The sequence below is a fragment of the Candidatus Baltobacteraceae bacterium genome (assembly GCA_036488875.1).
GTDB lineage: Bacteria > Vulcanimicrobiota > Vulcanimicrobiia > Vulcanimicrobiales > Vulcanimicrobiaceae > JAFAHZ01.
In genome coordinates this window covers 136,267-161,450 of record DASXGW010000013.1, presented here as the reverse complement: position 1 = coordinate 161,450, position 25,184 = coordinate 136,267, and the positions used below count along the sequence as shown (strand labels likewise).

Annotated in this window: 29 protein-coding genes; 16 read left to right on the top strand and 13 right to left on the bottom strand. The window is 63.4% G+C overall.

Features of this window, described 5'->3' with window-relative positions:
* The 4 genes from VGG89_15325 (at nucleotide 1) to VGG89_15310 (ending at nucleotide 2,676) form a co-directional block, all read left to right on the top strand.
* On the top strand, nucleotides 1-390 hold the full coding sequence (locus VGG89_15325; GenBank protein ID HEY1977923.1) for an SUF system NifU family Fe-S cluster assembly protein: 390 nt from the start codon (nucleotides 1-3) through the stop codon (nucleotides 388-390).
* A gap of 68 nt (nucleotides 391-458) precedes the next feature.
* Entirely contained in the window at nucleotides 459-686 is a 228-nt protein-coding gene (locus VGG89_15320; protein HEY1977922.1) for a hypothetical protein, read from the top strand.
* A gap of 5 nt (nucleotides 687-691) precedes the next feature.
* Entirely contained in the window at nucleotides 692-1,045 is a 354-nt protein-coding gene (locus tag VGG89_15315) for a DUF485 domain-containing protein (GenBank protein HEY1977921.1), read from the top strand.
* Nucleotides 1,045-2,676, top strand: coding sequence for a cation acetate symporter (locus VGG89_15310; protein HEY1977920.1), 1,632 nt, complete (start codon nucleotides 1,045-1,047; stop codon nucleotides 2,674-2,676). The genes VGG89_15315 and VGG89_15310 overlap by 1 nt, the downstream gene beginning before the upstream one ends.
* 6 nt (nucleotides 2,677-2,682) lie before the next feature.
* Here the strand turns inward: VGG89_15310 and VGG89_15305 are convergent, their stop codons facing one another.
* The gene (locus VGG89_15305) at nucleotides 2,683-3,486 is read right to left on the bottom strand and encodes a hypothetical protein (protein HEY1977919.1); all 804 of its coding nucleotides are present in this window, start codon (nucleotides 3,484-3,486) and stop codon (nucleotides 2,683-2,685) included.
* Nucleotides 3,483-3,881, bottom strand: a complete 399-nt coding sequence (locus VGG89_15300; protein ID HEY1977918.1) for a hypothetical protein — start codon at nucleotides 3,879-3,881, stop codon at nucleotides 3,483-3,485. The genes VGG89_15305 and VGG89_15300 overlap by 4 nt, the downstream gene beginning before the upstream one ends.
* A gap of 62 nt (nucleotides 3,882-3,943) precedes the next feature.
* Here VGG89_15300 and VGG89_15295 point away from each other — a divergent pair, with 62 nt between their 5' ends.
* The 3 genes from VGG89_15295 (at nucleotide 3,944) to VGG89_15285 (ending at nucleotide 5,784) form a co-directional block, all read left to right on the top strand.
* Nucleotides 3,944-4,252 carry a hypothetical protein gene (locus tag VGG89_15295; protein ID HEY1977917.1) on the top strand — a complete coding sequence of 103 codons (309 nt, stop codon included), beginning with the start codon at nucleotides 3,944-3,946 and terminating at the stop codon, nucleotides 4,250-4,252.
* 109 nt (nucleotides 4,253-4,361) lie between these two features.
* Nucleotides 4,362-4,946: a hypothetical protein gene (locus tag VGG89_15290; GenBank protein ID HEY1977916.1), complete on the top strand. Its 585-nt coding sequence runs from the start codon at nucleotides 4,362-4,364 to the stop codon at nucleotides 4,944-4,946.
* 61 nt (nucleotides 4,947-5,007) lie between these two features.
* Entirely contained in the window at nucleotides 5,008-5,784 is a 777-nt protein-coding gene (locus VGG89_15285; GenBank protein ID HEY1977915.1) for a hypothetical protein, read from the top strand.
* Here the strand turns inward: VGG89_15285 and VGG89_15280 are convergent.
* On the bottom strand, nucleotides 5,720-6,112 hold the full coding sequence (locus VGG89_15280; GenBank protein HEY1977914.1) for a hypothetical protein: 393 nt from the start codon (nucleotides 6,110-6,112) through the stop codon (nucleotides 5,720-5,722). The genes VGG89_15285 and VGG89_15280 overlap by 65 nt on opposite strands.
* Nucleotides 6,113-6,361: 249 nt before the next feature.
* On the opposite strand from VGG89_15280, the gene VGG89_15275 reads away from it, so the two are divergent.
* Genes VGG89_15275 through VGG89_15240 form a run of 8 tightly spaced genes read left to right on the top strand, consistent with a single transcriptional unit; the run spans nucleotide 6,362 to nucleotide 15,254 of the window.
* Nucleotides 6,362-6,988, top strand: coding sequence for a sigma-70 family RNA polymerase sigma factor (locus tag VGG89_15275; GenBank protein ID HEY1977913.1), 627 nt, complete (start codon nucleotides 6,362-6,364; stop codon nucleotides 6,986-6,988).
* Nucleotides 6,975-7,706 carry a methylated-DNA--[protein]-cysteine S-methyltransferase gene (locus tag VGG89_15270; protein ID HEY1977912.1) on the top strand — a complete coding sequence of 244 codons (732 nt, stop codon included), beginning with the start codon at nucleotides 6,975-6,977 and terminating at the stop codon, nucleotides 7,704-7,706. Before VGG89_15275 ends, VGG89_15270 begins: the two co-directional genes overlap by 14 nt.
* A 20-nt stretch (nucleotides 7,707-7,726) precedes the next feature.
* A complete protein-coding gene (locus VGG89_15265) occupies nucleotides 7,727-8,443 on the top strand; it encodes a hypothetical protein (protein HEY1977911.1) in 717 nt (238 codons plus the stop codon).
* On the top strand, nucleotides 8,407-10,011 hold the full coding sequence (locus VGG89_15260) for a hypothetical protein (protein ID HEY1977910.1): 1,605 nt from the start codon (nucleotides 8,407-8,409) through the stop codon (nucleotides 10,009-10,011). The genes VGG89_15265 and VGG89_15260 overlap by 37 nt, the downstream gene beginning before the upstream one ends.
* A 32-nt stretch (nucleotides 10,012-10,043) precedes the next feature.
* A complete protein-coding gene (locus VGG89_15255; GenBank protein ID HEY1977909.1) occupies nucleotides 10,044-12,080 on the top strand; it encodes an elongation factor G in 2,037 nt (678 codons plus the stop codon).
* Nucleotides 12,077-13,702 carry a peptide ABC transporter substrate-binding protein gene (locus tag VGG89_15250; protein HEY1977908.1) on the top strand — a complete coding sequence of 542 codons (1,626 nt, stop codon included), beginning with the start codon at nucleotides 12,077-12,079 and terminating at the stop codon, nucleotides 13,700-13,702. The genes VGG89_15255 and VGG89_15250 overlap by 4 nt, the downstream gene beginning before the upstream one ends.
* Nucleotides 13,690-14,244 (top strand): hypothetical protein, encoded by a 555-nt coding sequence (locus tag VGG89_15245; GenBank protein ID HEY1977907.1) that lies wholly within the window; start codon nucleotides 13,690-13,692, stop codon nucleotides 14,242-14,244. The genes VGG89_15250 and VGG89_15245 overlap by 13 nt, the downstream gene beginning before the upstream one ends.
* Complete coding sequence (locus VGG89_15240; GenBank protein ID HEY1977906.1) at nucleotides 14,241-15,254, top strand: hypothetical protein; 1,014 nt, start codon at nucleotides 14,241-14,243, stop codon at nucleotides 15,252-15,254. Before VGG89_15245 ends, VGG89_15240 begins: the two co-directional genes overlap by 4 nt.
* A 105-nt stretch (nucleotides 15,255-15,359) precedes the next feature.
* Here VGG89_15240 and VGG89_15235 read toward each other — a convergent pair whose 3' ends face one another.
* Together VGG89_15235 and VGG89_15230 are read right to left on the bottom strand one after the other, a co-directional pair.
* Nucleotides 15,360-16,133 (bottom strand): MBL fold metallo-hydrolase, encoded by a 774-nt coding sequence (locus VGG89_15235; GenBank protein HEY1977905.1) that lies wholly within the window; start codon nucleotides 16,131-16,133, stop codon nucleotides 15,360-15,362.
* 29 nt (nucleotides 16,134-16,162) lie between these two features.
* On the bottom strand, nucleotides 16,163-18,082 hold the full coding sequence (locus VGG89_15230; GenBank protein HEY1977904.1) for an NAD-binding protein: 1,920 nt from the start codon (nucleotides 18,080-18,082) through the stop codon (nucleotides 16,163-16,165).
* Nucleotides 18,083-18,084: 2 nt separating this feature from the next.
* Here VGG89_15230 and VGG89_15225 point away from each other — a divergent pair, with 2 nt between their 5' ends.
* The gene (locus tag VGG89_15225; GenBank protein ID HEY1977903.1) at nucleotides 18,085-18,687 is read left to right on the top strand and encodes a methyltransferase domain-containing protein; all 603 of its coding nucleotides are present in this window, start codon (nucleotides 18,085-18,087) and stop codon (nucleotides 18,685-18,687) included.
* A gap of 2 nt (nucleotides 18,688-18,689) precedes the next feature.
* Here VGG89_15225 and VGG89_15220 read toward each other — a convergent pair whose 3' ends face one another.
* The 8 genes from VGG89_15220 to VGG89_15185 are packed head-to-tail and all read right to left on the bottom strand — an operon-like array spanning nucleotide 18,690 to nucleotide 25,180.
* Nucleotides 18,690-19,019 (bottom strand): rhodanese-like domain-containing protein, encoded by a 330-nt coding sequence (locus tag VGG89_15220; GenBank protein ID HEY1977902.1) that lies wholly within the window; start codon nucleotides 19,017-19,019, stop codon nucleotides 18,690-18,692.
* Entirely contained in the window at nucleotides 19,012-19,806 is a 795-nt protein-coding gene (locus VGG89_15215; protein HEY1977901.1) for a thiazole synthase, read from the bottom strand. The genes VGG89_15220 and VGG89_15215 overlap by 8 nt, the downstream gene beginning before the upstream one ends.
* 2 nt (nucleotides 19,807-19,808) lie before the next feature.
* Nucleotides 19,809-20,009 carry a sulfur carrier protein ThiS gene (gene thiS / locus VGG89_15210; GenBank protein ID HEY1977900.1) on the bottom strand — a complete coding sequence of 67 codons (201 nt, stop codon included), beginning with the start codon at nucleotides 20,007-20,009 and terminating at the stop codon, nucleotides 19,809-19,811.
* Nucleotides 20,006-21,118, bottom strand: a complete 1,113-nt coding sequence (thiO, locus tag VGG89_15205) for a glycine oxidase ThiO (protein HEY1977899.1) — start codon at nucleotides 21,116-21,118, stop codon at nucleotides 20,006-20,008. Before thiO ends, thiS begins: the two co-directional genes overlap by 4 nt.
* Complete coding sequence (locus VGG89_15200) at nucleotides 21,115-21,663, bottom strand: hypothetical protein (protein ID HEY1977898.1); 549 nt, start codon at nucleotides 21,661-21,663, stop codon at nucleotides 21,115-21,117. The genes thiO and VGG89_15200 overlap by 4 nt, the downstream gene beginning before the upstream one ends.
* The gene (locus VGG89_15195) at nucleotides 21,660-22,766 is read right to left on the bottom strand and encodes a PLP-dependent transferase (protein ID HEY1977897.1); all 1,107 of its coding nucleotides are present in this window, start codon (nucleotides 22,764-22,766) and stop codon (nucleotides 21,660-21,662) included. The genes VGG89_15200 and VGG89_15195 overlap by 4 nt, the downstream gene beginning before the upstream one ends.
* A 20-nt stretch (nucleotides 22,767-22,786) precedes the next feature.
* Nucleotides 22,787-24,442, bottom strand: a complete 1,656-nt coding sequence (locus tag VGG89_15190; protein HEY1977896.1) for an electron transfer flavoprotein-ubiquinone oxidoreductase — start codon at nucleotides 24,440-24,442, stop codon at nucleotides 22,787-22,789.
* 9 nt (nucleotides 24,443-24,451) lie between these two features.
* On the bottom strand, nucleotides 24,452-25,180 hold the full coding sequence (locus VGG89_15185) for a succinylglutamate desuccinylase/aspartoacylase family protein (protein ID HEY1977895.1): 729 nt from the start codon (nucleotides 25,178-25,180) through the stop codon (nucleotides 24,452-24,454).
* Nucleotides 25,181-25,184 lie beyond the last annotated feature (4 nt).

Genomic DNA, 25,184 nt, shown 5'->3' with positions numbered 1-25,184 from the left:
ATGGACGATTTCTACCGCGACTACATCCTCGACCACTACCGCAATCCCCGCAACTTCGGTCACATCGAGAGCCCCGACGCGCAAGCCGAGGACCTCAACCCGTTGTGCGGCGACCAGGTCCGCATCGAGCTGAAAGTCGACGACGGCGTGATCAGCGACTTGAAGTTTTCCGGCAAAGGCTGCGCGATCAGCCAAGCGTCGACGTCGATGCTTACCGAAGCCGTCAAGGGGATGAAGCTCCAAGACGCCGCGAAGCTGTCCAAGGACATCGTGCTCGAGAACGTCGGCATCGGTATCAGCCCCACGCGTATGAAGTGCGCGATGCTTGGCCTGCGCGTCCTCAAGAGCGCTGCGATCGGCGAAATCGCCGGTTGGCCGGACGAGGAATAGCTACTTACTCGTTCGTCTTAGCCGAGTTCGCGCGCTTTAGCTGCGCGGCACTCGTCGCGTTTGCCGGAATGATCCTCGTTAAATCGCGCCGCCGTCCGGTACTGCAGTGGCTCGTCCGCGCGCTCGCGGCGGCCGTATTGTTCGCCGCCGCGCTCTGGATGGTGTACTCGGCAACGTCCTATCCGGCCGACCCGGCCGCCCCGGTTTTCGCCATCGTCGGGAGCGCCGTGTTGATCGCGGGTCTCGCAGCAGAGGAGTTCGTCGGCGCGGACATTCGCCGCATACTGCGAATGTAGGCCGCATGCAAGGCCAGCACCATCACGTCACGACGGCACAGTGGGACGCACTCGCCGCGGAACCCGAGTTTCGATCGCTGGTTCGAGCTCGGCGATGGTTCGTCGTTCCGGCGACGATCTTTTTCATCGCGTTCTACCTGGGCCTGCCGGTCTCGGCGGGGTTCGCTCCGGCGGCGATGAGCCGGCCCGCGATTGGGTCGTTGACCTGGGCCTATTGCTACGCGCTCGCGCAGTTCGTCATGGCGTGGGGGCTGCTTGCGGCCTACCTGTGGCGGGCGCGCGCGTTCGATTTGCAGGCCGCGCTCTGCCGCAAACACGAGACGGAAGAGATTCGCGAGACCGAGGAGACCGCCGGCTGATGCGCACGCAAGAGACGCTCGTGATGTTCGGGATCTTCGTCGGCATCACGCTGGTCGTGACGTACCTGGCCGCCGGACAAAGCACGACCAGCCGCGGTTTTTATACCGCCCATCGCCGCATCGGCGGCCTGCAAAACGGCTGGGCGATCGCCGGGGACTACATGTCCGCCGCATCGTTTTTGGGCATTACCGGGTTGGTCGCGTTCTACGGATTCGACGGCTTCATGTACGCGACCGGAGCATTCGTCGGTTTCCTGGTTGTGCTCTTACTCGTCGCCGAGCAGCTGCGCAATACCGGCAAGTACACGATGGCCGACTTGATTTCGTTTCGCTTACGCGGCCGGAACGTTCGCGCGGTCGCCGCCCTTTCGACCCTGGTGATCAGCATCTTCTACATGATCGCGCAGATGGTCGGCGGCGGAGCGGTCGTTCACTTGCTCTTACCGCAGCTCAGCGACATCGTGGCAATCGTGGTCGTGGCAGCGTTGATGCTCACGTACGTGTTCTTCGGCGGCATGCTCGCCACGACGTGGGTGCAGGTCATCAAAGCCGGGCTGCTGCTGGTAAGCTCGGTCATTCTGTCGGCGCTGGTGCTGGTTCACTTCAACTTTTCGATTGGAGCGATGCTGCAGGCGGCAAGCGCGGTGCACAAGGCTGCCGGCGCAAGCGCAAACCTCCTCAACCCCGGCCTGCTCTTCATCGGATCGGTCGGCGCGTGGAACCTGCTATCGTTCTCGCTTTCGCAGGCCCTCGGGACCGCGGGGCTTCCACACGTTCTCATCCGTTTCTTTACGGTGCCTTCCGCAAACGCCGCACGGCGGTCGGTCGCGTGGGCGATGGTGCTCATCGGCATCTTCTACGTGCTCATCTCGTTCATGGGACTCGGTGCCGCGACGATCGTCGGCGAGCAGCAAATCGGTACTCGCCTGTACGCGGGCCAGGCCATTTCCTACATCGCGCACCACCCCGAACAAGCCGACAAGCTCAACGCGGATCTGGTCGCGAACAACTACATCGTTCCCAAGCAAGATAGCAACTTAGCGGTTCCGCTGCTGGCCGCGCACCTGGGCGGCTCGATGCTGGCGGCGTTCGTTTCGGCCGTGGCATTCGCAACGATTCTCGCCGTCGTCGCCGGACTCACCATCGCGGCCTCATCGGCGTTCGCGCACGACATCTGGTTCAATCTCGTTCGAGACGGCAAGGGTGACGAAACCGAAAACCTCTACGTCGCGCGCGCGACGGCCGTCGTTGTCGCCGTCATTTCCGCCGTGCTCTCGATTTCGCTACGCGGATACAACGTCGGATTTCTCGTCGGACTCATCTTTGCGGTCGCGGCCAGCGCCAACGTTCCGGTGATCTTGCTGTCGCTGTGGTGGAAGCGCTTTTCCGGCGGCGGTGCGATCGCGGGCATGCTCGGCGGTCTCGCATCGTCGATCGGTCTGATTGCGATCAGCCCCGTAGGGATGGGCCCGCACGCGATCTTCCCGATTGAAAATCCCGGCATCGTTTCGATTCCGGTCGGCTTCGTCTGCGCCATCATCGGAACGCTCGTCGCCCCCGATCGCGAAGCCCAAGAAATGTTCGGCCAACTGCAAGTACGTGCCGTAACGGGATTAGGCGCCGAAATCTAGCGGCTGCTACGGTTTGATCGCGTAGTGGTCGACGATCTGCAGACCGCCGGTACCCTGCTGCAGCGTAAACGTGATGTAGTATTCGCCGGTGGCGGTTTGTACGTCGGCACTGACTTTGTACGGGCTCGCGCTGTTTTCGCTATGAACCGAAACGATCCGCGCGTTGGCATCCATGAAGGCTTCGCTGGGAAGCCCATGCGCGAGATAGCTCGTCGCGGTCGCGCGATCGCCGCGCGCGAGCGCACCTAAATACGAGCGCACGATCGAAGCGGCTTGATCGCCTCCGGCCGCGACGTAGTTCGGTGCCGGTGACGTCGCCGCGGCGATAACGGGCGTTGCTGCGGACGGCGTGAAGACGTTGCTGGGTGCTGCAGTCGGCCGGTGCGGTGCGGGCGTCACGTAAACGACCCGCGCCGACGGCGACGGGATCGGCTTCGGCGACGCTTTGGGGGTTGGAGATTCGCTCGGCGCACTCGACGGCTTGGCGGATGCGGCGGGCGACGCTTTTTCGGACGGTTTTGCCGATGGCTTCGCGGTCGCACCAGCGGTCTCGGTCGGGATCGGACGAGGCGTCGCGCCGCGCGTTACCATCGCGAGCGGAGCCGTCGACCGTTCGGGCGCAATCGTAAACGTGCTCGGCGGGGGCGTCGATTTCGATGAAGACGCGCCGCCGAAGAACTTCGCCAGCACACCGCCGAGCAGCAGACCGGCAAAAATGACAACGAGGATCAACGGGAAGAGCGGCAGTCCACCGCCGCCTCCGCCGCCGGAATCCTCTTCTGAGCGGCGACGCCGCGGTCCGTCGCTCACGTGACGTTCGTCAACCGCTCGGCAATCGCGCTTCTCAAAACCGCGGGCAGCGCGCCGGCCAGATCGGGATGGCGCTCCACGAAGACGATCGTGGCCTCCTTCATCAACCCCGGATTCTGACGCGCGTACTCGACGAACGCCTGCGTCGCAACGCCGTCGCGTGCTTGAATGCTCGCGATCGTCGTGCCCGCTCCTTCGGCTGCGTCCTCGGACGACTCGCCGCGATCGCGAAACGCGTCGAACATCGCTTCGACGAACGCAGCGGCGGCTTCGGGCGGCATCGTCGACAGCTCGTGCGAGAAAGCGGCGGCAAGTTCCGCCTCATCCATTTTCGAGACGAGCTTCTCTACGGTGCCGACCAGTACGTCGGCCGGCACGTTCCCAAAGTGGGACATTATTTAATTACCGTTATCCCCGCAGGCAGGCAGCTCCTCGATGCAGCAGAAAATGTTCCATCGTGATTCGCGTTCGGGTTCCGTTGGATCTCCACGCCGTCGCCGCCGACGGATCGGCCGCCTTCGCGCTTGCAACGCCGTTGCGCGTTCGCGAGCTGCTCGCGCTAGCCGTTAGGGAAGCAATCGGATCCCGCGCTCCGTCCGACAAGTTCATGCGCAGCGTCCACAGGACGCTCGCCGGCCTGGCTCGGGGCGATTTCATCGTCGACATCAATGGCCGCAGCTTCGTCGATGCGGACGCAGTCGTCGTCTGCGAAGGCTCTGCGGACGTCCGCTTCTTCCTGACGCAGCGAGCCGGAGTGCGGCGTTAAACCCTTCCGCCCGTTTCTCGAACTCACGGGACTGGCTTTCCAACTGACGTTTCGCCGTTGGCAGCTCTATACGACCGCGGTCCTCGTTGCGTTCGCCGCACAGGTGGCCTTGGCACTCGTCTGGCGCGTACCGCACGCTGACGAGCTCGGCGGCGCGATCGCCGTACCATTGGTAGCCGCGCTCGTCTACGCGTTCGTCTCGACCGACGCCGCTGAAACGCCGATAGCGGAGAGTCTAGTCTGGGAGCGCTTCCTCGAACGAGCGTGGGCCGTCATCGTCTTGGATTTCTTGCTCAGCTACGTATGGATCGCGGCTCTCATCTATAGCACGTCCGCCAATCCCCTCCAACTGCTCGCGGGCCTTGCGGCTTTCGGCTTCTCCGTCGTCGCGGTATTCGCCGACACCGCGGCCGTTGTCGACGACGACGTTTCCGTCTTGACGGTGATCCCTCGTTCCCTCGTGCGCAGCGTCGTGACGGCCTGGAATAGCACCGTCTTCGTGCGGGCGCTGGCGATCGTCTCACTGTCGCTGCTCGAGTTCGTGGCGCAGAACGCGCTCTATTTCGCGCTGGTGCATTTTCACGTGCCGCAGGCGGAGTTCTGGGCGGAGATACCCATCGCGACGGTCTTCGCGCCGCCGATTGCGGCTATTACCGTCGTCGTCTACCGCGACGCTGCGGGCGTGTTACGATAAACCGGGTATACTGCTAGCAGCCACTTGCCAGAAACGGGGTTCGGACATTTCACGCGCACCGTTGAGCCTCGCTTTGATCGCGGCAATCGTTGCGACGACCGCCGTCGCTGCGGCGGATCAGCCGTACACCGTCAGCGGGCAAGACGTCTACCGGATCGGGGCCTCCCAGACGACGTCGCGCGTGACGTACGACGGTACCGAGACGCTCATCGTCGCGAAACAAGGCAAGGGAGCGCGGTTCGAAGCGCAGGCGCACTACGTACGCAGCGATGCCGGCGGAAAGCACGACGCCACCGCCCGTTTCATTCAAGAACTTCGGCCCGGAGGAACCTTCGAAGACAGCTGGGACGAGGATCCCGACTTTCTCACGATCCTCAACCAGCCGTTTGCGGTGCAGCTCGACCGCGCCACGATGCGCGATCTTCTGCATTTGCACGCGTCCGTGCCGTTCAACGCGACCTCGCCCCTAGGAGGGGATGCCGTTCTGCGCGGCTACCTGCGTCCCGGCACCGGCGGTGAGATCGCCGGGCGTCCCGCGGTGGCGGTCCGATTCGAAGCGGCGGGGCCAATGAGTGGCGGTCTACCCGGCGGTCACGCAACGATGTCGGGGAAGATGCGCTTGGACGGAATCGCCTACTACGCGCTCGACGACGCGCTGCTCTTGGCACTCGACGCGACGCTCACCATTCACGCGCAACTCAGCGAGTCCGCGCAAGCGGTGCCCGTGCAAATCACGTACCGGCGCTACATTCGCGCGCGGGAGCGGGAGCTGCTTAAAACGCCCCTACCAGCTCAACCTGGAGCGGGTGCCGGAACGGCGTTTCTCCCAGCTCGGTAAGCGGGGTGAACGCGAGATGATTCTGGTGGCAGTCCACCAGCATCTCAATTCCGCGCTTCACGCAGCCCGTCTCCTCGATATATTTGCTGAGCTTTCTCGTAAAATACGAGTGCGGATCGCGCAGCACTTTTGCGTAATACGGATCATCCGTCAAACCAGTCGAATCGATTCCGTCTTTTGGAACGAGCCAAACGAACCACGGATCCTCGCCTTGGCGGTAACCGATCAATACCAAGGGTATCGCGCGCGCCGAATCGAGGTTGGGTAAAAAGCTGCACATCGTGTACGCGTCGAGCGCGATTTCCGTCGGTTCGATGGCTTGATGCATTCGTTCTCCCTTTTGAAGGAAACAAAAAACCGCTTTATCGTCGTGCGATTAAGCGGTTGTTTCTCACGTCGATCCGGATCGCCCGGAATAGGAGGGCCATGGTGAGGCATTAGGAGGCCCCGAAAAAATCCCCTTTTGCTATCCACAGGCAAGGAGGCGGCCTGCGGGGGGTATGAAACCTTCCAGGCGGCAGCGGTGGTCTCCAGTCACGTAATGAGTGTGCTCGCACCGCTCCGACAGGGAGTGTTCGTGCCATCTGCGGTTCCCTCCGGAAGGGTTGCGGCCGGCCAGCCGCAGCCGGCTGCCGGAATCGAGAACTTCGAGCGGATCGTCGACGACTATCAGCGACGGCTGTATGGTTTCGCCCTGCGCATGACCGGTAACCGCGAGGACGCGGAGGAGATCGTCCAAGATGCCTTCGTGCGGGCCTATCGCGCGCTCGGAAAAATGTCGCCCGAGCAACGCGGGGAGCTCCGCCTCCAGCCATGGCTCTACACGATCACGCTCAACGTCACGCGCAACCGGCTCCGCAGCAAACGGCCTTCCAACGTCGCACTCGACGCACTGGCCGATCCCGACGCGCTCTTGCGCGAGTCGAACGAGGGACCGCCGCAGCCGGAGACCATCGTCGAGCAGAACGCCGACGTGGCTTTGGTCGAGCGCGCTTTGTTACAGCTCCCCGTCCATCTTCGCGCGGCCGCGACGTTACGTTTCATCGAAGGCCGCTCTCACCCGGAAATTGCGGAGATTCTGCATCAGCCGATCGGCACCGTGAAGTCTCACGTCCATCGCGCCGTGCGAATTCTGCGACGCATTTTGGGTCCGCAGATCGGACGACTCACCCCTGAAGGAGATTCCGTGCATGCGCTGTCGTGAGGTCGAGTCGTTATGGGACGAGATTCGTGGCGACTGCACCAAATCGCTCAGAGAAGCCGTTAGCGGCCACTTGCGAGCGTGTCCTCCGTGTCAAGAACTCTACGAACAATACGAAGGCGTCGCGTTTTGCCTGTCGTGCCTCCCGCAGCCCGAGCCCTCATGCGACCTCACCAAACGCGTGGTCGAGCACATTCTCACGCTCAAAGGAAGACACCGATCTCCGGTCGTTCTGTCATCGGTAACGACGCCCATCGGACGGTTGTACGTCGGGTTCAAAGAGAACCGGATTGCGTATATCGGCTTCGAAACGGGCGAGCCGTTGGAAAACGTCCGTTCGCGCATCGAAGCCCGGCTGCGCCGTCCGGTCACCGTCGGCGAAGCGCCGTCGTGGCTGCAGCCGACGCTCGATCGATTCTTCGCAACGTGGAAACTCGACGATCAGGTCGTCGACATCAGCGACCTGACCCCGTTCGAACAAGCGGCCCTGCGCGCTGCGGCTTCGATTCCCCCGGGCGAGGTGCGATCGTACGGCTGGGTCGCGACGCAAATCGGCAAGCCCCGCGCCGCGCGGGCGGTCGGGCGGGTGATGGCGCGCAATCCGTTGCCGCTGCTCTTTCCGTGTCACCGCGTGGTGGACTCGTCGGGCGGCTTACACAACTACTTCTACGGACTCGACATGAAGGCGCGGCTTCTCAAAATGGAGGGATATCGCGGATAACGGCGCCAACCTAAGCGAAGGTGCCTAAACGCGTCCTTATCACCGGTTTTGAGCCGTACGGTGGCGACAAAATCAATCCCAGCGAGCTGGTTGCCCGTAGTTTGGAGGGGCGGCTGATTTCCGGCCGCCCTCTTTCCGTCCGCATCTTACCGGCCGAAACACGCACGATGCGCGAGCGCATGGAGCAGACGCTCCTCGAGGAAGATCCCGACATCGTCATCGCGACGGGACAGTTCGGCGGACGCACCGCAATGGCGCTCGAGCGCGTCGCGGTCAACGTTCTCGACTTCGAGCATCCCGATAACGTCGGCGTTATGCGCAAGGGCGACGTCGTCGCGCGAGGCGGTGCCGACGCGCGTCTTTCGAACCTCCCGTTCGAACGCATCGTCGAGGCGTGGCACGCCAATGGCGTACCCGGTTACGTCTCAAACTCGGCCGGAACGTTCCTAGGCAACCAGATGCTCTACGAGCTGCTCGGCCTCACCGAAAGTTCCGCGACTCCGGTCATCGCTGGGCTCCTGCACTTTCCGTTTCTCCCTGCCCAGGCAATCGCCGCAGGGTCGGAATCCAACCCCTCGATGAGCTACGAGCTCATGAAGAAGGGGGTGGAGGTGCTGATCGAGACCGTGATACCGTGGGTCGATCAGCGCGCCGCCGAGCCGCCGGAGCCTTCGCCGAAAGACAAAGGACGCCGGCAGATGTGGATCCCTCGCGGAGTAAAGGAAGTAGAACGCTGAGCGACCCTCGCATCGCCGCCATACCGGACGTCCACGGACACGCAAAGGGCGAGCATCGCCCGTTTGCCGAGGAGCGTCCGATTGCGTACACGCCACGCATGCTCTTTCTGTGGTTCTACCACGCCTGCCGTCGTGGGTCGCCGCGCTTTTTGATGGTGGCCGACCACATCAACTACCTGACGTTCGAAGACCCGGGAGCGGTCAACACCGTGCGGCGCGCGCTCAAGCTCGCGCATGCCGGCGACCTCTACGGAGCGGCCGAAACGGCCGGCGTGGACGTCGCGCATGCGTCGGTCGTGTCGGACGGCTTGCGCCGCGGGATGCGGTTCTCGATCGGCGCCGAGGTCGACAACGATCCGCGTGCAAGACCCGACGCGCAAAACATCGTCGACGCGATGCGGCCCGACGGCGTCATTCGCTCGGTACACTTCATCAACATCGATCATCCCGAAAAGGGCGCCGACTGGTCGTGGGCTTTCGATAACGACGAGTTCGCGCATCTCTACGACGTCGTGGGAGCCGATCGCATCTGGCAACTCTACACCACGAAGCTTTTCGACGACCTCGAGAAGCTGCCCGGTAACGTTGCCGGACACTTCTACGGTCCGGCCGTATTCGGTCATTGGCCCGCGCAGAAAGCGCTCGAAGGCTACGAAGACCGGCTCTTGGAGATCTGTCACGCTCGCGGAACGGCCGTCGAGATCAACACGCGTTTCTTGTATCGCGACAGTTCCGAAGATCTGAAAAGACAGTTCCTCGAAGCCAACGCCCGGTTGATTCGTAAGGCCAAGGATCGCGGCGTCGGCATCGCGATCGGCTCCGACGCGCACAGTCCCAAGGATCAAGGCCACGGCTTCGACGCGATTCTGCGACTCTTGGACGAGGCGAAGATCAACGAAATCGTTTTCCCGGTCGGCGGCCGGCTGGCGCGCGTGGCTCTGCGCGCGACGCGCGAGCACCTGGAAGCGCAAGCTAAGACGCGCGAGACCTCCACGCCGGGCAGCAGCATCACCGGCTACAGCCGCGCCGAGCTCGGACTCCCCGAAGAGGCCGAAACCGCGGGCGGCCGGCGCGAAGGGCCGCGTTCGCCCCGCGAGGCGGGGCCGAAGAAGCGGGCAGCCGACGCAACGCGTTCACCGAGCACGTCGCGCCGCACGCCGGATTCCTCGACGCAATCCAGCAAGGCCAAAGCGGCCCGCGTTCCCGCAAAAGCGGCTCCCGCGAAGGCGCCGCCGCCCTCCAAGAAAACTGCCGCTCCCAAACCGGCCGCCGCCAAGATCGCCAAACCCGTCAAGCCGGCAAAGCCGCCAAAACCGGTCAAGCCCGCCGCTAAGAAGGCGGCGGCGCCCGCGCCGCGTTCCAAGAACGCCAAGAGCAAGCCGGCGACCAAGCCGCCCGCACGTAAGCCCGCGGTAAAAAAGGCGCTCGCCAAAAAGACTGCGGTGAAATCCGCGGCGAAAAGCAAGAAACTTGCCGCCAAACCAGCGGTTAAGAAGCAAGTCAAAAAAGTCACGAAGCCATCGAGCAAAGGGTCGGCGACAAAGAAAAAGTCTGCCAAACGGCGTTAAGGCTTCACCAACAACCGTAGAGGAGAGTAGGGATGGCGGACATCGCTCGCCTACGTAATATCGCATTCGTCGGACCGCACCACGGCGGAAAGACGACGCTCGTTGAAGCGGTCCTCGCACATACCGGCGCGATCGGTCGCCGGGGCTCGATTGCCGACGGTACCACCGTCACCGATCACGAGCCCGAAGACACCGCCCACGCCCAAAGTACGACGGTTGGGTTCGCGCATACGACCGCGGACGAAATCGACATTACCATCGTCGACTGTCCCGGCTTTATCGATTTCTTCGAAGAGACGCGCCTCGCGCTCGCCGGCGTCGATGCCGCGGTCGTCGTCGTCGAAGCCGATCCCGGCAGGGTCGTGCACACGCAGGGTATCGTGGATCTCCTCGAGTCGACGAAGATGCCGCACTTGTTCGTCATCAACAAGATGGATCGTCCCGGCGCCGACTTCGCCGGAACGCTCGCCGCATTACAAGAAGCCTACGGCCGTCACGTCGTCGCCGAACAGTGGCCGATCGGCAACGCCGAACAGTTCCGCGGTTACGTCGATCTCGCGGAGATCAAAGGCCGCACGTTTGAGGGAGACAAGGAACGCGAAGACGCGATTCCCGGCGATCTCCAAGACCAAGTACAGCGCGCCCGCGGCGAGCTGCTCGAAGCGATGGCCGACTTCGACGACCATTTGATGGAAGAGCTTCTGGAGGGGATCGATCCGCCGATGGACGAGGTCGAGCGCGATCTGTGCAGCGAGTGCTCGCACGATCAGATCGTCCCGGTGCTCGTCGGAGCCGGCGTCTCCGGCGCCGGCGTCGCCGCATTAGTGAGGGCGATAGAGAAATGGTTCCCGTCGCCGGCCGACGCTCCGCACGTCGATGCCGAAGGCCGCCCGATTCAACCCGATTCCTCGGGTCCGGCGATCGCGCGCGTCATCAAGACGTCGATTCATCCGCAGAGCGGCAAGGTATCGGTCGCGCGCATTCTCAGCGGCACGGTGAAATCTGACGCGACGCTGACCAACGTCAGCAAGGACGGCGAGAAAGTGCGGCTCGGCGGACTCTACCGCCTGCAGGGCAAGAAGCAAGAAGCCATTCCGGAAGCCGGCCCCGGTGCGATCGTCGCGTTCGGCCGTCTCGAGTCGGTATCGACCGGCGATACGCTTACGTCGAACGGGCAAAAGGTGCTGCTGCCGCGTGTCGCGGTTGCCGAACCGGTGTTTGGCGTCGCGATCAAGCCCAAGGAGCGCATCGACGAAGCAAAGATCTCGCAGATGCTCGCACGCATCGTCGACGAAGATCCGGCGCTGCGTTTAGATCGCGCCGACGTCACGCACGAGTTGCTGCTGCTCGGCCGCGGCGAGCAGCACGTCTCGATGGCCGTCGAGCGGCTGGCGCGCAAATATAAGGTGGAAGTCGACGTAGCCCCGCCGACGATTCCCTACGTCGAGACGATCGCCAACGGTGCGGAGATTCACTCTCGGTACAAACATCAGACCGGCGGACACGGACAGTTCGGCGACGTTTGGCTGCGCTTCGAGCCGCGCGAACGCGGATCGGGCGTTACCTTCGAACAGAAGATCGTCGGCGGCGTCGTTCCGCGGCAGTTCATTCCAGCCGTTGAAAAAGGGGTGCGCGAAGCCCTTATTCATGGGAGCAGCGGTTATCCGGTGACCGACTTGCACGTCGTCCTCTTCGACGGGCAGTATCACGACGTCGATTCCAGCGAGCAGTCGTTCAAGACGGCGGCCGGGATGGGCGTGCGCGAAGCGCTGCCGAAGTGCAATCCCGTCGTGCTCGAACCTATCGTGCACGTGCAGGTCACCGTGCCGACGACCTATACATCCACCGTCATTGCGCAGCTTACCGGAAAGCGCGGACAGATTCTCGGTATGAATCCGAGCGACCGCAGCGGATACGACGTCGTCGAAGCGTACGTTCCGCAAGTGGAGCTTGCGCGCTACATCACCGAGCTGCGCACCGCGACGCAGGGGCTGGGCACCTACTCATGGCGTCACGAGCGCTACGATCCGGTTCCCGGAAATCGCGTAGCGCCAAAGGCGGCCGTATGAAGCGCGCCTTACCGTGCGCGCTGGCTCTCGCCGTGCTGGCTGCCTGCAGTCGCGTGGGCAACGGCGGCGGAGGCCGTCTTCCAGGCACGGTTCCGGGGATCTTGCGAATTGCCATACAGCAAGACGTTAAGAATCTCAACCCGCTTCTCAACTCGAACACGACCGACGGTTTCATCGACTTCCTCATGGACGAACCGCTCTTATGGGCGGACGATAAAGGCAATCCCGTTCCGGCCCTCGCGCTCGTGGTACCGTCGCAAGACAACGGCGGCATCAGCTCCGACGGGTTGACGATTACCTATCACCTGCGCAAAGACGCCAAGTGGAGCGACGGCGTACCGGTGACGTCCACGGACGTCAAGTGGTCGTGGCAAGCGATCATGAATCCGGCCAACAACGTCGTCTCGCGCCACGGCTACGACTTCGTCAAGAGCATCGATACGCCGGACAAATATACGGCGGTCGTACACCTCAAGCAGCGCTTCTCCCCGTTCGTCAACACCTTCTTCGCCATGAGCGACCAGCCGTATCCCGTGGCGCCCGCGCACGTGCTCTCGAAGTATCCCGACATCAATCAAATTCCATTCAACAACGAGCCCAGCGTCAGCGACGGGCCGTTCCGTTTCGCGGAGTGGTCGCACGGCGATCATATCTCGCTGGTGCGTAACGACAATTTCTTCATGGGCACTCCGGCGCTTCGCCGGATCGAGATCAAGATTATTCCAGACGAGAATACGTCGGTGAATTTGCTCAAGACGCACGCCGTGGACTACATGTTCCAAGCTTCACCCAATACGTATCCGGCGCTCAAATCGGTCGCGGACATCAAGCTCGTGTGGGTGAACGTCAACGGTTACGAATATCTTACGGTCAACACGTCGCGCCCTAACGTGAGCGATCCGGTCGTGCGTCAGGCGATCGCCTATGCGATCGACAAAGATCAGCTCGTTCAAACGCTCACGCACGGTCAGATGAAGGTTGCGACCGGGGACATTCCGGACTGGATGTGGGCTTTCGACCCGTCGGTGAAGTCGGCTCCGCACGATCCGCAAAAAGCGCGCGATCTGCTTCGCGGCGACGGCTGGATTCCGGGCCCCGACGGCATCGTGCGCAAGGACGGTCAGCCGCTCATTCTCGTTACGGTTTCGAACAACTCCAATGCGACGCGGCGTCAAGGCGTCGTCGAACTCCAGCAAATGCTGCGCCAAGTCGGCATCCAGATGGAGATCAAGTACTATCCGGGCGATCAACTCTTCGCGCCGGCCGGAATGGGCGGCATCCTGCAGCTCGGCAAGTTCGATTTATCGTGGGCCGGCTGGTATGCCGGAATCGATCCGGACGACAGCTCGCAGATGATGTGCGAAAACGTGCCGCCCGGAGGCTACAACTACTCGCGATACTGCAACCAAGACATGCAGCGCGCGCAGACGGGCGCACTCAACGAATACGGCCAGGCGCAGCGTAAGGACGCGTACGGCACGATCGAGCAGCTGGTGGCGCGCGACAATCCGTACATCTATTTCTGGTGGACGCGGCAGATGGAGCCGATCAGCATCGACTTCAAGGGCTTCGATCCTAACCCGGTGCTAGAGTCGTGGAACGCGTGGCAATGGAGCATCTAGGGAAGCCCGATCGTCCTACCGGTCCGCTGCCCGAACTCGTCTGGCTGCGTAAGATTATCGTCGAGCGCGCTCTCACGCGCGGCGATTACGTTCTGGCGGGCGGGATGCGCAGCGACTACTACATCGACAAGTTCAGCCTGTTCTCCGACCCCAACGTCTTGCGGCGAATCGCGCGCCTCTTCACGCCGCTCATCGCCGAGGTCAACCCCCATTTGATCGGCGGAACGGAACTGGGCGGCGTGGTGATCGCCACCGCCGTTTCACAAATGTCGGGGATTCCGATGATCGCGGTGCGCAAGAAGCCGAAAGGCTACGGTGCGTTCGCCAACGAGTACGTCGAGGGACCCTACGAGAACGGGCAATCCGTGCTGCTGCTGGAGGACGTCGTCACGAACGGACGCGAGCTGATGACGGCGACGGCGCGTCTGGAAGAGTTGGGGCTGCACGTCACGCCGTGCGCGGTCGTCAGTCGCGGATTGGCACCGGTGCGGGCTTTGATCCACTTCTCGCTGCCGCGTCCCGAGACGCGCATGGAGAATTGAACCCGGAAGAACTGCTCGCTGAGTTTCGCTCGCTGGGCGGGGTTTTTGAAAACGCCCGCATCGGTGAAGGCGCAACGGGTCGCGGCGTTCTCGTTCTCGATCCGGCCAAACCGGCGATCGTTCACGTCCCGCCCAATCTGCTGGTTCCCATCAGTGACGTCGAAGTACGCGACGGCCGCCTGACGGTCAACGCGCACGGCAAAATCGGCGCCCGCGAACGCGCGTTCTTCGAGACGTATCAGCGTCACTTCGGATGGAGCGCCGGTCTCTTCGAGGAGATCGCTGCGCAGCAGACCGGCTGGTACGAACTTCCCGACGAGATCAAGCGCCGGATCTGCACGATGGGCGCGGTAGGCAACCCGGAGAGTCGATTCGAGGCCCCGACGATCGAGGCGTGTCTCAAGAACTATATCGAAACGCGCGACGTCTATTTCAGAGGCAAGCCGCATATCGCTCCGTTACTCGAACTGGTCAACCACTCGCCCACCGGATGCGACTACGCAACCGATGACGGAGTTACGGTGGCGGGAACGTTCGAGGCCGAAGTCTTCGCGCGCTACAACGTCCGCGACGCGTGGGCCGTCGCACTCCATTACGGATTCGCGCATCGGTCACCGTACGGGTACAGCTTGGCGATCACCGTCGACATCTACGCCAACAAACGGCTGGTCATCGACCGCGATGCCGCCGCAGTTCGGATGGTCGACGGCATTCGCTATCCGCGACGCGAGGACGACGGCGACATCGTCACGCTCACCAACGTGATGCTGGGCGACTCGACCGCCATGGACGTACCCCGCGCCGTCTTTCGCAAGCTCTTGAGCGCGGAGCTGACGATCTCGCAAGCCGATGAGGTCTTCGATGGCATTGCTTTCTACAATCGACGCCGTTTTCTCGACATTCTCTCGGCGCTGCAGAGATACGAAGGCAATGTCGTGAGGATGCTGCAAGCGGCGGCAATCCACCAACTGCACGCACTGTCCGCGTGCGTGGGAGCCCGCATTCTGTAAAAATGTAGAAGGGCTGATTTAGTTCAGATCTAGGAGGCGAGTGGTCGAAGTGTACTGTGGTACACGAGACCCGAGCCGACGACGAGCTGGACTAAATCAGCCCTTCTACAGCGAGAGTTCGACTCCGTCGTCGGCTATGGAGATGCGGCCCTTGAAGGCGATCTGCGCGGCTTCCTCGAGTTCGTCGGCCGCATACGTACTGCCGTAATGCGTCAGGATCAGGCGGTGCGCCCCCGCCCGCGTTGCCATTTGTCCGGCTTCCTCGGCGGTAAGATGACCGCGCACGCCCTGTTCGGTCCCTAATCCGATCGTCGCCTCACAGATAAACAGCGAGCAATCGTGCGCGAGTTCCTCGACCGCGTCGCACGGCGCGGTATCGCTGGAGTAGACGATGGAAGCGTTTGCGCGATCGGCGCGAATGGCGAACGTGTCGATGTAGTGACGCGTTCTCCGGAACGTTAACCGCATGTCATTGATTTCCAGCGGCTGCGACGGGTCGTACTCGTGAACCTCGAAGACCTCGTCGAGAAAGTCCTTAGGACCCTCGTTTGTGAACGCCTTGGCGATCGTGCGCAGAATGTCCGAACCGCCGGGAGGCAGCCACAACGGCATGCGGCCGTCGCGAAGCAGCGGGCCGTACTTGAGTCCGTACCGCAGGGGAATGATGTCGAGAAAGTGGTCGGCGTGCATGTGCGACACGATCACGGCATCGAGCTGCGGATAGTCGATCGCCAGGTGCAGATTTCCCAGCGCGCCGCTGCCGATGTCCAGCAGCACGGCCGCATCGCGCGAGCGCAACAAATAGCTGCTGCACGCCCGGCCCGGACGCTGCACCGAAGGACTCGAACCCACCACTCGCATGCGAATGGTGGATGCCATCACTGACGCGATAACAACGCCCCCTTCACCTATTCGCTAAATTGGTCCAGCGGGACCATGAAAAGTAGCCGATCCCCACTGTAGACCTCAGTCGCAAACTTGTGTATCGGCACCGCCTCTCCCTTGCCTGCCCCCCTCTCCCGCCAGGCGTACAGGGGCACCCAGCGCACCTTGTATCCCGGGCGCTCGGGCGGGGCGGGCGGCGGTGCGTTCTCGGGCCCTTGGAAGCGCTCGGCGAGTTGAAACGTCTGCTCGTAGTCGGTGCCCGAAAAGATTTCGAAGCGTCCGCGGGTGCTTTCGAAGCGTGCCAGACCGGCGATCGTGGGCGCCGTGAGCTCCGTCGTCGAGAACGACGAGATGCCGAAATGGCGTTTGATCGACCTCCCAAAGGCCATATCGTCGATGCGCAGGACGATGTGCAGCGCCGCGTCGATCGTGCTGCGCACGCGCGACCGCGCGCCCAGCGCCGTTTCGAGATTCGCCGTGTCGCTGTTCGTGACGCCCACGAGGCTCTTAGCGCGTTCGGGGCCGCAGTAGGTAATCGTCTCGTCATTGGTGGCGTCGCCCGTCAAGAGGTCGATCTTCCGATCGCGGGCGAGTTCGATGAGCAGGTTGTCGGGGTTCTTTTCAACGACCACCACTTGCTCGCCGAGTTGACGTAAGTAATCGATCACCAGCGTTCCAACGTTGCCGGCGCCGCACACGATCACGTGACCGCTGCGATGGATGCGGCGTAAGCCGCGAATGCGGCGAAGCGCGGCCGCGTTGAGCGCCGACGTCAGCGATGCGGTCAGAATCGCTACCGTCGTGACGCCGACGAGCATGACCGCCATGTCCACGAAGAGCGGAATAGCTTGCGCGGCCGCGATCGGGCCGTGCTCGCAGCCTCTACAGGGCGATACGTCGCCGTAGCCGACCGTGGTCATCGTGGTCAAGACGAAATACATCGTCGCGGGAACGTCCCACCGCATCGTTCGCGAGAAGAATACGACGAACGCGATGTAGCAGATAACGCTGATCAGAATCGCCGTGCCCAGTACGGGTTCGATCCGGCGAATGCCTGAGACCACGTCGCGCCACTGCGAACGCAGCCGCTCGCGCCGCATCCCGCGCCGTTGCGATGACTGCGGGCCGATCGCCTTGAGCTTTGCGACGGGTCCGAACACGACGATTCGGTCGTCACCGGCCAGCGGACGCGCGAGGAGCTCCTCGTCGAAATGTTCTTCCTCGCCGTGGCAGAGAAATGGGGCGCGTCCGCCGACCGAAACGACGCGCGCGCTCAGTTGCGTCTCCGCGTCGACAATCGTCAGTCCGGCGACGCCAAAATCCGCCGCACGCCGGTCGCAAAAACCGAAAAGCTCCGAGCCTTCTTCGGCAACGGTGCCGGGATCGATGCCCGCTTCTCGGCGGTGCGCCACGCGTGCCACCATCGACTCGAGCGTCGGAAACGGCAGTGCGTAGAAGCACGACACGTCGACGGCTGAGGCGGCGTAGGTTGCCGCCGCGTGAGCCGCCGGCGAAATCGCCGTGCAGTTGTAACGCAAGCCCTCTTGGATCTTGTGGCCGAGCAGCGGATTGAACTGGCGAAGGGTCACCCGAACCCGTTCGTTGATATCGCGCGCCAGCAGCGCCACGCGCAAGTTGAGACGGTCGTCTTGCGCGACCGTGACGACGCAGAAATTTCGGCCGTCGCTCTGGCCGGCGGAGGGTTCGAGCCCGGCACGGCGCAGCGCGCCCGGCTCGGTCGGGTCCTCGTTGAGAAACGTAAAGTCGTAGCCGAACTCCTCGGCCAGAAGATCGGTCTCGTGCCGCATCAAGCGGCCAGCTCGTTCGTCGGCGTGCTTCCACATGAGCACGACCGCGTGCCCCGCGGTCTTTAGAATCTCTTTGCAGATCTCGAGCGCGAGGTAGTCACCGCCGACGACAATAATCAGAGTCTCTGACGCCATCGATGCCGCCTACTTCGCCACAAGACGACGCCCCCATTCGCCCGCCGCATCCGTTGGCGCTGCGCGCGATCGAGCGTCTGCGCGAGCGGCTTCCGGGTCGCGTCCGCGTGCTGGACGTGGCGGCGGGGAGCGGGCGCAACGCCGCGGCGCTGGAGCGCGCCGGATTCGACGTGCTTGCCGTCGACGACGAGGCCGCGATGCGGGTCAGTGCGATGCGATCGTTGCACGGCGCATTTGCCGGAGCGGTTTCGACCCACGGCTTTCTCCACGGCACCGCTGCACAGATCGCCGAGCGCCTCGACGCGTTAGCCGCACACCTTGAACCGGATGCCGTTTTTGCTGCGACGCTCGGATCGACGAGCGACGCGCGATTCGGGAAAGGAACCGAGCTCGACCCTTCGACGTATGCGCCGGAGGGGGGCGATGAAGCCGGCGTCGCGCACGCGTTCTTCACGCGCTCCCAAGTCGACGCGCTGCTGGAGCCGCAATATGAGATCGAGTGGATCGAAGAGTGCGGCGTCGACGAGATCGCGGGGAAGTGGGCGCACCGCGAAACTCCGCTAGCGGGCGCGGTTCATTGGTTCGTTATCGCCCGGCGCCGCTAACGTTACCCGTATCTCGGAATAGACGGATCGACGATGGCGGCGTAGCGGTCAATGCCGCCGGCCACGTTGTAGACCGTTTCGTAACCGTGTTCGGCGAGATATCGCGCAACCGCGTGACTGCGCACGCCGGCATGACAGAGAACGGCAACCGCAGTGTCGTGCGGAATCTCCGCGGCGCGCGACGGAACGTCGTTCATCGGCACGTGCAGGGCGCCGTCGAGTGAGGCCAGCGCGACCTCGTCGTCTTCGCGGACGTCGAGCAGCACGTGAGCTTTACCCGTACGACGCCACTCCGCCAGCTGCTCGACTTGCAGCTGCTCGACCTTAGACACGTTCGGTCGTCGAGATGAGGTCGCGCATCGGACTCGACGCGTTCGCGTAGAGCCGCTTCTCCATGCGCCCCGCGAGAAACGCTTTGCGGCCCGCGATCACGGCATGCTTCATGGCCTCGGCCATCGCGACCGGATCGCGCGCGGCCGCTATGCCGGTGTTCATCAGCAGCGCGTCGACGCCCAGCTCCATCGCGATGGCCGCGTCGGAGGCGGTTCCCACGCCGGCGTCAACGATCACCGGAATCGTCGCGCGCTCCTTGATGATGCGGATCGAATACGGATTGCACACGCCCAGACCGCTGCCGATCGGCGCCGCGAGCGGCATGATGGCGGCGCAGCCCACCTCTTCGAGCTGTTTGCACGCGACCGGGTCGTCGCCGATATACGGCAGCACCGTGAACCCGTCGTTCACGAGCGTTTCGGCAGCTTTCACCGTTTCGGCGGCGTCGGGATGGAGCGTCTGCGCGTCGCCGATGACCTCGAGCTTGATGAGATCGGTTTCCAACAACTCGCGCGCGAGCTGCGCGGTGAGCACGGCATCTTTGGCGTTGAAACAACCCGCCGTATTCGGAAGCACGCGCAGCCGTTGGCGATCGACGAAGTCGAGCAGCGTCTTCCCGGTGGGATCGTCGAGGGCGATGCGGCGGATCGCAACGGTCACCATCTCGGCGCCGCTGGCCGCGTGCGCCGCACGCATGACGTCCATCGACGGGTACTTTCCCGTTCCGACGATGAGACGCGACGCGAACTCGTAGTTTCCGATTTTGAGAATGTCTTTGTTAGCCACAATTATCCACCAGCGACGGCGCGAATGATTTCGACGCGGTCCCCGTCCACAATGACGTGCGTATCGTAGTGCGCTCGCGGAACGACGCGCTCGTTATGCGCTACCGCTATTCCGGTGCGTTTGGTCCCCAGAAGCTCGAGCAGCGCCCCTACGGTTGCTCCGTCGGGCAAGTCGTGCGCTTCGCCGTTGACTACCGCTATCACGATGCCTTCATTCGACGGTGCAGCGAAAAGGCCGCCAGCTGCGGGTCGGCGTTGCCCGCGATAGCCTCGGCAACGAGGCGTGCGGTCACTGCCGACAGGAGGATTCCGTTCTTGAAATGCCCGGTCGCAACGTACAAGCCGTCGATCGGGGTCGGCCCAATGAACGGGAGGCCGTCGGCGCTTCCCGGACGTACGCCCGCCCACGTCTCGGTGACGGCAAAACCGGCCAGCGCGGGCGCCGAGTCGAGCGCCGCGTGCAGCAAGCGGTGCAGCCCTTCGGACGTAACGCGAGTATCGGCGTGCGCGCGCTCGACCGTCGCGCCGATCAGCAGCCTGCCGTCGTCACGCGGTACGACGTAAGCGTTGGGCAGCCACGTCGAGCGGCGAACCAGATCGACGGGCGCTTGCAACGCCAGCATTTGTCCCTTGAACGGCTCGACGGCGGGGCGCGCTTCGTCCGGAATGCCGGCGAGCGCGGCCGACCATGCGCCGCAGGCGTTGACGACTGCGGCCGCCGGCGTAAAACCGAAATCGTTGCGTACGCCGAGCACGCGCCGCTTATCGCACTCCACGCGCAGTGACGCAACGCGCGTTACCGATACCCCGCGCGCCGCGCACGCCGCGATCAACGCTCTTCCGAGAAGCCGGTTATCGACTTGACCTTCCCCCGCGATCGCTAGCGCGCCCGTGGCGTGTGCGCCGAGCCACGGTTCGGTCGCCAGCAGCCGCGCCCGGTCGAGAACCTCGCACGCAACGCCCCGCGTTCGCAGCGCGTCGGCCCGTTCGCGCATTCGCTCGAGTGCAAGATCGTCGAAGGCGGCGTGCACGTGGCCGTTGAGGTGCAGATGCGGATCGACGCCGCTCGCGTCGCGTACGCGTGCCACGAATGCCGGATAGGCCTCCAACGACTCTTCGCACAGGCGCAGCAGTGCTTCGTCGATCGGCTCGGCGTGCGGGGAGAGCATTCCCGCGCCGGCCCACGACGCGGCGCGCGCCGGCTCGTCGCGATCGTACACGCGCACGGCGGCGCCGCGTTCGGCCAGTTCGAATGCGATCGAAAGCCCGATCAAGCCGCCGCCGATGACGGCGACGTCGCCGCCGGGGCTCACGTGCGCTTCAACCGGCGGGCCTGTTTGGGCTCGCCGAACTCAGCGATGAACGGCGCGTAGAGCTGCAGCACTTCGCGTGCACCTTTTAAGGCCTTCGCGTCCGCGGTTACATCATCGACGATCCGCTTCTCGCGCTCGATCGCCGCCATGAACGTGACGTACCGCGGCCCGAGAACGTCGATGAGGTCGCTCATCTGCGCTCGTTCGTAGAGACTTGCGTTGCTGCGCCGCCATATCGCCGCATCCAGTGCCTTGCCTCGATATGCGTTTTGCACGTAGCTGCAGTGTGCGAGCAGACGCGCTGCCAAGTCGGCGTGCACGCGCACGCGCAAGTCGCGCCGCGTCAGTCGGCGCGTACGATTCTCGCGCGAGAGGGACAGATAGTGGTTGATGATGCCGGCCGCGATGCCCCCTCCGACCGGAATGACGACGGCGAGCACCTGCCAATGATCGCTGGTCCACTGCGCGACCGCATGAAACCACGACGCGTAGAACGGATCGGGCGCGCGCCGATGACCGAACAGCCCGGCAACGAGCATCGTCACCCGGCTGCCTCCAACGCCTGCCGCAAGTCCGCGACGATGTCGTCGGGATGCTCGATGCCGACGGAGAGACGCACCAGCGACTCAGGGGCGCGCGTGTGCGCGCCTTCGATCGACGCGCGGTGCTCGATCAACGAATGCGTGCCGCCCAAGCTGGTGGCGCGGGCGACGAGCTTGAGGCCGGCGAGCATCCCGAACGCTTCCGCCCGGCCGCCGCGCACCTCGAACGACAACATCCCGCCGAAACCACGCATCTGCTTCTTTGCGACGGCATGGCCGGGATGGCTCTCCAATCCCGGATAATACACGCGCGTCACCGCGGGGTGATCGTTCAAGAAGCGGGCGACGGCAAGCGCGTTGTCGCAGTGGGCGCGCATCCGAATCGCGAGCGTTTGAATGCCCCGCAAGGTGAGCCACGCACTAAACGGATCGATGGTCGAACCGGCATTGGTTTGAAAGCTTCGAACGCGGCGTTTGAACTCACCCGGCTCCTTGAAGACGACGGCGCCGGCCAAAACGTCGCTGTGGCCGGAAAGGTATTTCGTAACGGAGTGCACGACTGCGTCGGCTCCGTGTGCGAACGGCCGCTGAACGATCGGCGTCGCGAACGTGTTCTCGCACACCAGCAGCGCGCCGGCGTCGTGAGCGGTCTTTGCGGCCGCTTCAATGTCGATGACTTCCAGCAGCGGATTGGATGGCGTTTCGATCCACACCATCCGCGTCGACGGCGTACACGCGGAGCGTAGTGCACCAGGCTCGTCGACGTCGACGAAAACCGCTTCGACACCCCATTGCGGGAAATAGTCGATCAGCAGCTCCCGTACGCCGAAGTACGTGTCGCGCGCGACCACGACGCGATCGCCCGGCCGCAGCGCCTGCAAAACCGCGAACGCCGCCGCCATTCCCGAAGGAAACGCGATCGCTTCGCTCCCGCCTTCCAGCTCGGCGACGCAGCGCTCCAATGCATTGCGCACGGGGTTGCCTTCACGACTGTAAATGTAGCCGCGCGAGTATTCGCCGCCGGCATCGCGTTCGAACGTCGTCGAGAGATGCAGCGGAATCGCGATCGCACCGGTTGCCGGATCGACACTGCGTCCCGCATGCACGCCTAGAGTTTCGTCGTGCATCACATCCCGGTGTAAACGGGACCTTCACCACCTTGTGGAGGCACCCAGGTGATGATTTGATAGGGATCGATGATGTCGCAGGTCTTGCAGTGCACGCAGTTGGTGAAGTTGATCTGCAGGCGGCCTTCTACACCGCCGTTGCTCTTCTCAAAGAGCGGTTCGTAGACTTTCGCCGGGCAGAAATACTGGCACGGATTACCGTATTCGACCGTGCACCGGTCGCGGCAGATGTTCGTGTCGGAGACCTTGAGGTGGCTCGGCTGATCTTCCTCGTGCATCGCTCCGCTTAGATACACGTCGGTGAGCTTGTCGAAGGTCAGCACGTTGTCGAGCTTGGCGCGCGGCGTCTCCTTCGGTTTGTAACCGGCCTTCTCCATAACTTCGTAGCCCGGCTCGCCCTTGATTCGGTCAACGATGCCGAAACCGCGTCCGCCGGTGAAGGTCGCCAGGCCTGCGTTGAACATACCGGCCCACATACCGCGTTTGAATCCCTGATGGAAGTTCCGCGCCACGCGCAGCTCCGAGTACGCCCACGAATCTTTGAAACGCCGCTCCAGCGCCGACAGCGTCTGCGCGTCGTACGTATCGGCTTGGAGCGCGTCCCAGGCCGTCTCCGCCGCCATGATGCCCGACTTGATCGCGAGATGAATGCCTTTGAGCCGCATGCCGTTGAGGAAGCCGCCCGTATCGCCGACGAGCATCAAACCGTCGGCGTACGGACGCGGCATTGCAAACAACCCGCCTTCGGGAATCGCTTTGGCGCCGTAGCGAATCATCTTGCCGCCTTCGAGCATCTTCGCAAGGACCGGATGCTCTTTCATCCGCTGCAGCTCGTTGTGCGGATCGGTCGTCGGATTCTTATAATCCAGACCGGTCACCATGCCGAGGTCGAGGATGTTGCCGGCCATGCCGTAGATGAATCCGCCGCCGAACGTTTCGGCAGGCAACGGATAGCCAAGGGTGTGAATCACCGATCCGGCTTTGAAGCGATCGTCGGGAAGCTGCCAAAGCTCTTTAATTCCGGCAGCGTACACCTGCGGCTCGCGGCCGTCGTTCAGCGGCAGCTTCGCCAAGGCTTGCTTGGCGAGCGTTCCACGCGGGCCTTCGCCTAACACCACGATCTTGGCAATGAGATCGGCGCCCGGCTCGTAGTTCGATTTCGGATTTCCGTTGTGATCGACGCCTTTATCGCCCGTGCGCACGCCGACGACGCGATCGCCGTCCCACAACAACTCTTGTCCCGGAAACGCCGGAAACACTTGCGCGCCGGCCGCTTCGGCTTTATCACCGAGCCACTTCGTGAGCTTCTGCAGCGAAGCGACGTACTTGCCGTGATTGTTGAGCGGCGGCGGAGTAAACGGCGCTTTGATCTTCCCGCTCGACGTCAGGAACCACAGCTCGTCGCTGGTCACGGGCGATTCGATAGGCGCGCTGTCGCGCCAATCCGGAATCAACTCGTCGAGACCCCGCGGATCGACCACCGCACCCGAGAGTCCGTGATTGCCGACCTCGCCGCCCTTTTCGATAACGAGAATTTCGAGCGCGCGTCCGGCGGCTTTGGCAAGCTCTCCGAGCCGGATCGCTCCGGCGAGGCTGGCTGGGCCGGCGCCGACGAAGAGAACGTCGACTTCGAGCTGATCGCGGGTAGGTGGCATACCGCCTACTTACGCGCCCTCGAGCCGGAATCCTGAAACGACGGATATCGCAGCGAGAACGGCCGTCCGGTGCATGCCGATACGGCTTTCCCACGCTGCGCGCGAGGGCGTTTCAAAGGTGAGCGCGTGGCGGGCGGCATGACGGGCAATCGCCAGCGAGTACGAGAGGCCGCCGAGCGTCGCGGCTTCAGCCGTGGGGTCGGGCGTAAGCCGGTGCAGCAGTTCGAGCGGATACCCGGCGGCGGAGAGCGCGGCAACCGTTTGCAGTCCAATTTTTCCGCCGCCGTATTCGTAGCAATAAAAGCCGCTTGCGTCGCAGTCTTCGTGAAGATCGAGCGAGAGCACGAACTTGCGATCGCGGTTTGCCGTGACGACGGCGCGCGCTTCGGGCGATTGGCCGCCGCGCCCGAAGGTGCGGTTCACGTCGACGCCTTCCGCGCTCTCGCGCGTTCCGGCCTCGAATCCGCTCGGATTGGTGCACGGCCAAATGCGATAGGCGAATCGTTCGTCGAGCGCGCCGTCCTCGACGAGGTCGAGAAGCGCCCACGGACCGGCGGGCTCGTCGCCGTGCACGCCCGCGCTCAGCGCGATCGACGACAGTCGCGCATCGCCCCATTCGACACACAATAAGGTGCGCGGCGCGCCGACGCAGGCGACTTCGCGAACCGTCATGCGATCCGAGCGCAGCGCCTTCCACCGGCGGCCAAAGTCTTGGTAGGTACCGTTGAGCGGTTTCACGATA